6 protein-coding genes and 1 tRNA gene are annotated in these 10152 nt (G+C 56.8%); 6 read left to right on the top strand and 1 reads right to left on the bottom strand.

Features of this window, described 5'->3' with window-relative positions:
* The first annotated feature begins 701 nt into the window (after positions 1 to 701).
* From HMPREF0183_RS11725 to HMPREF0183_RS11705, 5 genes are all read left to right on the top strand, one after another.
* Positions 702 to 3314, top strand: a complete 2613-nt coding sequence (locus HMPREF0183_RS11725) for an esterase-like activity of phytase family protein (protein ID WP_005886463.1) — start codon at positions 702 to 704, stop codon at positions 3312 to 3314.
* Positions 3315 to 3639: 325 nt separating this feature from the next.
* Positions 3640 to 4983: a hypothetical protein gene (locus HMPREF0183_RS11720; RefSeq protein WP_169309681.1), complete on the top strand. Its 1344-nt coding sequence runs from the start codon at positions 3640 to 3642 to the stop codon at positions 4981 to 4983.
* Positions 4984 to 5063: 80 nt separating this feature from the next.
* Positions 5064 to 5840 carry an ABC transporter ATP-binding protein gene (locus tag HMPREF0183_RS11715; RefSeq protein ID WP_211205358.1) on the top strand — a complete coding sequence of 259 codons (777 nt, stop codon included), beginning with the start codon at positions 5064 to 5066 and terminating at the stop codon, positions 5838 to 5840.
* Positions 5840 to 7144, top strand: a complete 1305-nt coding sequence (locus HMPREF0183_RS11710) for a hypothetical protein (protein WP_005886458.1) — start codon at positions 5840 to 5842, stop codon at positions 7142 to 7144. The genes HMPREF0183_RS11715 and HMPREF0183_RS11710 overlap by 1 nt, the downstream gene beginning before the upstream one ends.
* Positions 7141 to 7719, top strand: coding sequence for a hypothetical protein (locus HMPREF0183_RS11705; RefSeq protein WP_005886456.1), 579 nt, complete (start codon positions 7141 to 7143; stop codon positions 7717 to 7719). Before HMPREF0183_RS11710 ends, HMPREF0183_RS11705 begins: the two co-directional genes overlap by 4 nt.
* Before the next feature lie 144 nt (positions 7720 to 7863).
* Here HMPREF0183_RS11705 and HMPREF0183_RS11700 read toward each other — a convergent pair whose 3' ends face one another.
* On the bottom strand, positions 7864 to 9693 hold the full coding sequence (locus HMPREF0183_RS11700; RefSeq protein WP_040349140.1) for a phosphoenolpyruvate carboxykinase (GTP): 1830 nt from the start codon (positions 9691 to 9693) through the stop codon (positions 7864 to 7866).
* A 308-nt stretch (positions 9694 to 10001) separates the two neighbouring features.
* Between HMPREF0183_RS11700 and HMPREF0183_RS11695 the strand changes: the two genes are divergently transcribed.
* A tRNA-Arg gene (locus tag HMPREF0183_RS11695) sits at positions 10002 to 10077 on the top strand.
* Positions 10078 to 10152: the final 75 nt, after the last annotated feature.

Here is a 10152-nt window from a genome sequence, read left to right as displayed (position 1 = left end):
CTCGCGCACATTTTTCGGGGTCTCACCGGTTGGTGGGGCCCCGAGTTTTTTGTATTCACATGCGGTTGCGCCGTTTCGTCTGGGGTTAGTCGCAGGGACGCATCATTTGGCTACAGTCGAGTTCGATTTTGGGGCTCGGTTGTATCCAAAAGAGCCCAAAACTGTGGCGCACGTCACTATTTACGGGTGTTTTGGGGTTATTTGGCTACAGTCCACAAATTGGACTGTAGCCAAACGCGTTCTAGGGGCCGAGGTGGGGGATGCCCTGCGTGTTAATGCGGTTATCGCGGGTTACCCACCACGCGTGAGATGTTTTTCGTTTGCTGTGTTGGGTAACTGGCCGATTTTGGGCTGAAAACGTGAACAAAACGAACAAAAAGGGTGTGTAGTCATCACATTAGATTGAGCTGTGTTGGGTAAACGGTTTTTGCGCAGTCTGCTCCATTTTTAGGACCTCTTAAGGACAAGGTGTTCCATCTCCGGGCTGTGCTGGTGGGTAGACAGTTACTGGTCGAGCCATGGTTCCCCAACCTCCAGCTCTGTTCACCCTGGCGCAACATTCATGCAAGAACGTGTTCACCGCAAATGTGTAAAAACGTGTGATGAAGTGTCTGCCGGTGTGCCCAGCTAAACGCGCTACGCACCCAAACTGGACCAGTCCCATTCCCCTCGGGAAACACGCCTGTAAGAGGAGCACATAGATGCCGCGCAAAATCAGCACCAAAATCATGGCCAGTGGACTGGCCTGCGGACTTGTAGCATCCGGAGTTGCTTTCGGTGCTCCAGCACTTGCTGAAATCGCAGACCAGAACGGTGCAAACAATTCCATGGCGGGGCCATTCGTGCGCACCGCAACATACCCCGTGTACCAGAACGTGCCCAAGGACGTTGACCCCAACGACGAAACGGTTGCAGAAATTTCTACCGTAACCCCCGACGGAAACACCATGATTTACACCGATGCTGCGGGGAAGCGCATCGGTTTCCTGGACATCTCCGACCCGGCTAACCCCAAGGGTGACGGAAGCCTCAATCTCGCAACTCTGGGTAACGCGGATGACCAACCCACCTCGGTCGCGGTAGCCGGCGACTACGTACTGGTCGTTATCGACGAAACCGGTGGCGACTTCGAAAACCCTAAGGGCCGGGTTGACGTCGTTAAATTGCCCGACCACTCCCGTGTTGCATCGATCGACCTCAAGGGCCAGCCTGACTCGATCGCCATCAGTGAAGACGGCAAGCACGCCGCGATCGCAATCGAAAACCAGCGCGACGAAGACAAAGGCGACGGTGGCCTCCCACAGATGCCAACCGGTTTCCTGCAGACCATCAACCTCGACGGTGACCCCTCAAACTGGGACGCCAAACCGATCATGTTCAACGATGAGGACGGCAACCCGCTCCCAATCCTCAAAGACGCTGGCCTGGACACGCCAGAAGACCTGGAACCCGAATACGTGTCCTTTAACTCCGGCCACAAGGTTGCGATGACGTTCCAGGAAAACAACGGAGTCGCAATTGTTGACGTTGCCACCGGGGAGATCGAATCAGTTTTTAACGCTGGCGCTCCCACGATCAAAGGCGTTGACGCCACCAAAGACGGCCTGATCAAGGCTACGGACTCCATCACTGCGCCTCGTGAACCCGACGCAATCGAGTGGATTGACGACGAACACGTGGCCACGGCCAACGAAGGTGACTGGAAGGGTGGTAGCCGCGGATGGACCGTGTTCGACACCAAGGGTAATGTCGCGTGGGACGCGGGGAACTCGTTCGCAGAAATTGCAATCCAGCACGGTCTGCATAACGAAAAGCGCGCTGAAAAGAAGGGGCCAGAACCAGAAGGTATCGCAGTAGCCGAAATGAACGGCACGCGTTACGCATTCGTCGGTTCAGAACGCTCCAACTTCGTGGCCGTGTATGACGTCGAAAACCCTGCCGAGCCTAAGTTCAAGCAGCTGCTCTTCACCACCAACGGGCCAGAAGGCATCCTGCCTATCCCAGAACGCAACCTGCTCGCTATCTCCTCAGAAGTAGACGAAGCAGACAACGCTGTGCGCTCCTCGGTTGGCCTCTACGAGCTGGGCGGCAAGCAGCCAGAAGTCCCACAGCCGTCCATCGTGTCGGACAAGGCGGAAGGCCAGTACATCGGCTGGACCGCATTGGGCGCTCTGACCGCAGACCAGAAGGACGCAACGAAGCTCTTTGCCGCCTCGGACTCCGCGCTGTCACACGGGCAGGTCTACACGGTTGACGCTTCCCAGACTCCGGCCCGCATCACCGAAGCTCGCGCAGTGATGGACCAGGGTGAGCCGGCAGAAGGCCTGGACATCGAAGGCCTAGCAACCCGCAAGGACGGCGGATTCTGGCTGGCTTCAGAAGGAAAGACCGGTGCTGAAAATGCGCTGATCCGCACCGATGACAAGCTCAACATCGAAGAGCGTGTGTCGCTGCCGGAAGAAATCTCGAAGCACATCGGCAAGTGGGGTCTGGAAGGCGTGGACAGCCACGTCAACGCGGCTGGTGAAGAGGAAGTGTTCTTCGTGGTGCAGCGTCCACTGTGGGAAGACCCTGAAGCCAAGAAGCGCAAAGCGCTCGAAGGTGAAAACACCACGCGGATTGGTAAGTACAACGTCAAGACCAAGGAGTTCGACTGGTTCAGCTACGAACTCGAAGGCACCGACACCAAGGGCGACTGGATGGGACTGTCCGAGATCACCGTGATCGACGACAAGACCGTCGCTGTTATTGAGCGCGACAAGCTCAACGGACCAGACGCCAAGGTCAAGCGCGTCGTCAAGGTGACTCTGCCAGACGTCCCTGACGCAGACGCCGGCGGAGTCCCACCAGCCCAGCCGGTCACAAAGGCTGACGCTGTTGACGTGCTCCCATACCTCAAGGCCACAAATGGTTGGACGCAGGAAAAGCTCGAAGGGTTCACAATCGCAGCTGACGGCCTGGCCTACGCTGTGACTGACAACGACGGTCTGGACGACGCGACCGGTGAAACCGTGTTCTTGCGCCTGGGCAAGATTTTTGACGCCGAGGAACCTCCCGCAGAAGAGCCTACCGACGAACCTTCGGACGCACCTTCGGAAACCCCAGGTGAGGAACCGGGCGAGCCTGCACCTTCGGAAGCCCCTGCCCAGCCGGGTGATGGTTCGGACGATGATTCCACCTCGGGACAGGGAGATGACAACGACGGCAAGCCTCTTCCACGCACGGGTGTGAACGTGGCTGTGAGCCTGGGACTCGCCGCCCTCCTCGTAGGAGTTGGTGGGGCCGCTGTGCTCCTGGCGCGTCGCAAGAAGTAAGTAGCGCTGGCGTAACGCTTGAGGGCCCGCCCCGCACTGGCTTGGTAGTGCGGGGCGGGCCTTTGCGTGTTGGTGGGACGGTTGTTGGTGGGTGGGTGCGCCAGCCCAGGGCGCCCGAGGTGTACCCGACTGATGACGTACGTGCCCGTTTGGGAACAGGAGGCGGCACCGATCATGGCCAGGGCCGCCGTAACCTGAACACATGAGAGCAAAACTGTGGGCACGAACTCGAACCGTCGCGATTGCCATGAGTGTGTTTCTTGTGGCTACGGCAGGGACGGCATGTGACGTGCTGTGGCCCGGACCTGGGCCTGACCCTGCGCCAGTGCCAATTTCCACGAGCGCGCCTCAGAACATGACCCGCGAAGAGTTCCGCGATTTTTCTCAGTCGCAGAAGGGCATCAAAGATGCCGAGGTTAAAGGAGACCGCATTCGCATTGAGGTCGATGAGAAGGCTTCGCCGGGGGAACTTTCGACAACCATGGACAAGCTCGAGGAAAAGTACCGCAAGGCCCGTTTTGACGGTGGGGCGGACCTGGTGATTGCCAGGGGCGTGTTTGAAGCTAAGGTGACGTACGTTGACCCAACGAGCTCCCCGTCTATTCCGCGCCGTGCTTTTCCTTCATTCGACCTGGTACATCAGCTTGCGGGGCACAAACACATCACGAGCGGCACAATCCGAGGAAAAAGAGTGTCTGCCACTGTGGATAAGGACCCGTTTGACTGGATGCGCACTGAAGCAAAAGATGTCGACGGCGTTTTCACCGCGACGAACGGGGAGAAGGAAGACGCAAAACGCACCGATGTCACCATGAATCCGCATGATGTGGCTCAGCAACGCCTCGCAGACGCGATCCACGCAGAGGTCAAGAAAAATGGCGGGGAGCTACGAGAGCTCGAAGTGGGATTTGAACCCCAGACCAGCTCCGATCATGTATCCGTGAACGCGAGCTTCCCAGATGCGAAAGCTGTGGACAAAGTGAGCGGGGTGTTCGCGAAGGACCACAAGGACGTGTCAACCCGTTTTATCACCTCGGGCCTCCGGGTCATCCAGAGTGCTGAAGGTTCTTTGCCTCGCCACCGTAAACAGATCGACTCTGAACAGGCGCTGGGCGTGTATCGCCAGTTGACAGCAAAAAACATCAATGTGGAGATAGTTGACCTGTCAGAGGCGCGGTTTGAGGTTGCTCTAGAGACGTCGCAACAGATAAGAACAACACTTTCGGAAGTGAACGGACTTCCAGCGGGCGTGGGCTCCGTGTCCGTGCGGCACAAGGATCAGAGGGCGGACAGTAACACATATCTGAACCGCGATGAATGGGGTCAGTACGCATCCGTTGTTGCGAACATGTGGGATGCCGGGTTCTACGATTTCACGTTGTCGACGATGTTCGTGCGGAATGCGAAGTTCAGCGTGGATTTCGAGACTCCAGTGGAGGGGCCGGCTTTGAGGCCGAGTCACGCGCGCGCCGGTATTCAAGCCCTACGCGCAAGCGGGTACGACGGGGTGGCCTACATCAGCGTGAACGAGGGTAACCACCTGGACTTTGTATCTACCGTGTGTGGCAAAGCGAAGAAAGCGCGGAACGCGCTAAGTGGCGCGCCATCCAAACCTGACGGTGCTGAACGCGCCTTCCTTGACGAATGGAACCGCACGGCTACGTGTTAGTTGCCCGAGGTGGTTCCAAGCGGGACTGGGCTTGAGTTTCGCGGCCTCTTTTCCTTCGTATGTCGGTGTATTCTTTTCCTGTGGTGGCTGTTGGCATTGAAGGACTGTCATTTTCGCGGTCGCGTTCACGTGAGGTCTTTGAAAACTTCTCCGCGCATTTCGAACCAGGAAAAACACTGTTGTTGGGTCCGAACGGTGCCGGGAAGACCACGCTCATTGAAATTCTCGCGACCGTGCTGCGTGCCCAGCGAGGTGATATTTCGCTTGTTTCGTCCAAAGGGTCGATAAGCATAAAGAACGATGTGCGTCGCTATCGGCAGGCTGTTGCATGGATGCCTCAGCACTTTTCGCCAGTCCGAGGGCTCACCGTTGAAGAACACGTTCAGTATGTCGCGTGGTTGCACGGTGCGAAGAGTCAAGAAACGAAGCCCCGCGCAACGCATGCATGTGATCTCGTTGGTTTAGAAGGGATGAAAACTGCACCTGTGACCGCCCTGTCAGGTGGTCAGAAACAACGGTTGGGTCTCGCTGGTGTTCTGGCCACTGGTGCAGACGTTCTTTTACTCGATGAACCAACTGTCGCTTTGGATCCGGCCAGTCGCGAACGATTCATGGAAATACTTCGCGAGCTACCCGAAGATAAAACAGTCATTCTTTCAACGCACCAAACTGATGACGTTGCGCAGACTTTTGATCATGTAGCGGTGTTGCAGTCAGGCAACTTGCAGTTTCAAGGAAGCATGCATGAGTTTCTTCAGCGTGGTCGCGTTGCCTCCGCACCTGAGTTGACGGTGACGAATGCTCGCGCCGAAGACATTGGCCGGTCGTATGCGGCCACCATCCAGAGGGAACTCTAGTGATCAGGCTCAAGCGAAGGCCAGCATGGTGGATTGCTGGGGTCGCCGCAGTTTTGGCAACCCTTTATCTGTTGGCGTATGCGGACAGGGATTTTCTCGTTGCTAACCGCATAGCGTCCGTGACTACCGGGTCATTTCTTCTGCTGTTTTCCTGCGCCACCGCTTCCCTGTCAAGTGCGATCGAGGCGGGACGCGAACGCGAAAGCCGAGGTGTTTTCGAGAATTCGCGCCGACCGTTCACCACGCAGGTTATAGAAAGAACCTGGCCAGGAGTTCTTTCCGGTGTTCTAGTTCAACTTGCTGGCGTGGCAATTCTTCTAGTGCTTGCGGGCAGTTCTGACCGGGGAATCCCGTGGTTTCTCATTGTGGGGCAGGTTCTTGCTGTGGTTATGCACGGAATGTTGGGGTATGTGCTTGGAGTTTGGCTCCGACCAGTCTTAGCAATTCCACTCAGCGTTGTGGTTCCGTACGTGTGGATTGGGGCAACGTGGTCAATTGACTTTTTTGGAATCCGGTATTTAGCGGGACTGGCGTTTGAAGGATGTTGCACTCCCACCTCGGTATTAGATACCAAAGCCGTCGCGGGCTTCATAGTGTTTTCAGCAGTTGCGACCGTAGCGTGCTTTCTCGCGATCAATAGTCACCGGTATTCAAGGCAACGCGACCTTCCGCGCACGTGGGTCCGAGTCGCTTGTTCGGCGCTTGTGTTGATAGTTGGACTGGTTCTGGGCTTGGGCTTGACCGCGGGTGTTGGCCCTAACCCAGATAGCCCGCGACCCACAATTGAACTGGTGTGTGACCAGTCCGAGCCACAGGTGTGTTTCTTTCCGGGGCAGTTTTCACGAAACGACAACCGCGCGGTGTACGTGCATGTTTTCAGTCAGGCGAATGAGACGGGGCTACCGAAAGTGGTGCGCATCGAATCCACCGCGGACCCCTCAATCTTGATGGCTGGTCCGAACGGCGACTGGACGGTGAACGTTGTCGCTCAACCAACGTTTGACGTTTATGACTCTGCGCTGGCAGCGGCAAGTTCTTATGCTGCGCATGTTGTTAACACCGACTGTTCTGACGACAACGTGCACGCTCAGATGAGTGCGGTGACCGCCTGGTTGTGGATCAAAGGTTTGCAGGCTTCAGGAGTTCGCGCAGATGTTGAGGATGCAAAGGCAATTCTTGATCCATCCGCTGAAACAACCTTGCAGCGACTCTTACAAGCTAACAAGTCAGAGGCAGGTGCGTGGGTTGCCCGGACTTTTGATTCGGCCACGCGCTGTGAACGTCCAAAGCCATTCGCATCATGACGTATCTTTTGAAGGCTCGCCAGTGGCCAATTCTGCTTGTCATCAGCGTAATTACGGGTGTGATCGCGGGAGGTTTCGTCGAGGTCGATATTCCCCTGCCGTTATTAAGCGTCGCTGGTTTACCGCAACCGGTGCTTCCTGCGCTTGGATTTGTCATCGTTGTGTCCGCATGTGTCCACCGGGCTGAAGAGTCCTGGAGTTGTGCATCGGTTCGTAACACGATCTCGCACTCTCACGTGGTCATGGTAGGCGCGCTCGTGCTCGCGGTTCTTGCGAGCGTGGTGTCTTCAAGCTTCTCTGCCCAAAACTCAGTATTGATCCTGCGCGATTTTGTTGGTCTTACCGCGCTGGTGCTGGTAGGTCGTCTAATGATCAACGGACGTTACGCGAGTTTGGTCCCTGCTACATATGTGATCGTCGCAGGCGCATTTGCTCGTGATCGGTTGGGTGAAATACGTGCCTGGTGCTGGATTGTTGACCGTGATATTTCCAACCCGTGGGCGTGGCTCACGTGTTGCGTTGGGATAGCTGCTGCTATCGCTTATCAAACACGGCGCACGCCTATCTTTAACTGACGAGCGGAACTTGCGACGACCTCGGCGGGGAAGCGGGGTGAGCGGACGCAACGGGGCAACATAGCCGCCCAGGAACACAGAAGCGGGCACTGTTCTGGCTCAAGAACAGTGCCCGCTTCCTCGATCAGCGCTGACGCGGGGGCCTTACAGTCCCAGGCGCGTCCGCAACTGGTCGACTTCGCCCTGCAGTTCTGCAGGAACGTCATTGCCTAGCTGGGCGTACCACTCTTCAATCGACTCGAGTTCGTCAGCCCACTCTTCTGGTTTGATCGCAACGGCCTTGGCGATCTGCTCAGGGGTGACATCGAGGCCTTCGAGGTCAAGCGCGTCAGCGGAAGGTGTGTTTCCAACGGGGGTTTCCTCAGCGTCAGCCTTGCCGTCGATACGCTCAAATACCCACTTGAGCACGCGCGAGTTCTCCGAGAACCCTGGCCACAGGAACGAGCCGTCTTCATCGCGACGGAACCAGTTGACGTAGAAGATCTTTGGAAGCTTCGCGCCTTCCGTCTGACCAATGTTGAGCCAGTGCTGGAGGTAGTCGCTGACGTTGTACCCGATGAACGGACGCATGGCCATTGGGTCGCGACGAACCACACCGACCTTACCGGTAGCGGCAGCCGTGGTTTCAGACGACAGAACTGAACCCATGAACACGCCGTGCTGCCAGTCGCGAGTCTCCGTGACCAGTGGCATCGTGGTCTTGCGACGTCCGCCAAACAGGATCGCCGAAATTGGCACACCGTTGGGGTTGTTGTACTCCTCAGCCAGCGTTGGCACGTTGGTGATAGGCGTGCAGAAACGCGAGTTCGGGTGAGCGGCCGGAGTTTCGGACTCAGGGGTCCACTCGTTTCCGCGCCAGTCAGTGAGGTGTGCAGGCGTTTCATCCGTCATGCCTTCCCACCACACGTCGCCGTCGTCGGTGAGCGCGACGTTCGTGAAGACGTTTCCGCCTGCTTCGATTGCGCGCATAGCGGTTGGGTTGGTGGAGTAGCCGGTTCCTGGTGCAACACCAAATAGACCGTACTCAGGGTTGACGGCGTACAGCTGGCCGTCTTCACCAAAGCGCATCCACGCGATGTCGTCACCCAGGGTTTCAGCCTTCCAACCAGGGACCGTGGGTTCAATCATGGCCAAGTTGGTCTTACCGCACGCGCTTGGGAACGCAGCAGCGATGTACTTGGATTCGCCTTCAGGGTTGGTGAGCTTGATGATGAGCATGTGTTCTGCCATCCAGCCCTCTTCGCGGGCAATCGCTGAAGCGATGCGCAGCGCGTAGCACTTCTTACCAAGCAGAGCGTTACCGCCGTAGCCGGATCCGAACGACCAGATCGCGCGGTCCTGCGGAAAGTGGGTGATGTACTTGGTGGGGTTGCATGGCCATTTGACGTCTTCCTGGCCTTCTTCGAGAGGCGCGCCCACCGAGTGGACGCATTCCACGAATTTGCCGTCGTGGTTCTCGATCGCACGCAGGACTTCGTTGCCGCAACGTGCCATGACCAGCATGGACAGGACCACGTATGGCGAGTCTGTGACCTCGATGCCGAACATGGGTTGGTCAGCTTCCGTGTGCCCCATGACGAATGGGATCACGTACATGGTGCGACCCTTCATGGACCCGGTGAACAGGTCGTTGAGGATCTCTTTCATCTTGGCTGGGTCCATCCAGTGGTTGAGTGGGCCAGCGTCTTCTTCTTTTTCGGAGCAGATGAAGGTGCGGTCTTCGACACGGGCGACGTCGTCTGGGTCAGAAGCCGCGTAGTAGGAGTCTTTTTGCTTGTCGAGCTTTACCAGGGTCCCAGCTTCGACCAGCTTGTCAGCGATTTCGGCGCGCTGTTCTTTGCTTCCGGTGATCCATTCGATCTGGTCTGGGGTGCTGAGCGACGCTACACGCTTAACGAACTGAAGAATCGTTTCGTTCTGGGTTGGTGCGTTCTTGAGAAGGTCTTCGACTGAGCCAGGGTCGAGGACGGTCATAAGTAACTCCAAACTGTTGAGCCAAAAAATATTGTTCATTCACCGTACGAAGTTGAGAGAATGGGAATGGCTGCTTTTGAGGGTCTGTACCTGAGCGCTGGGTCACATTACGTGGGTATATGGCGGGTTTGTGTCATTTGTATGACGTATTTTTGCATGGAATGGCGAAAATGTGACATGCGGGGTTGGTTGGGTTTTTTGTGGGTGCCGCGATTGGCGCGACGGCCGAGGTGTGTTGAAGGTCACTCGGTGCGCGTTGTGAAGTTCGAGGAACTTGTGTAAAGTAGTCCAAGTTGGTTTACCAACGGGCGCCACTAGCTCAACGGATAGAGCATCTGACTACGGATCAGAAGGTTGGGGGTTCGAATCCCTCGTGGCGCGCCAACTGAAATCGCGCGATACAGCACCGACTGTATCGCGCGATTTTGTGTTTTGGGGTGCTGAGTAACTGGCTTTTGC

The organism is Brevibacterium mcbrellneri ATCC 49030, assembly GCF_000178455.1.
Lineage (GTDB): Bacteria > Actinomycetota > Actinomycetes > Actinomycetales > Brevibacteriaceae > Brevibacterium > Brevibacterium mcbrellneri.
This window is presented reverse-complemented; position numbering and strand designations above follow the sequence as displayed.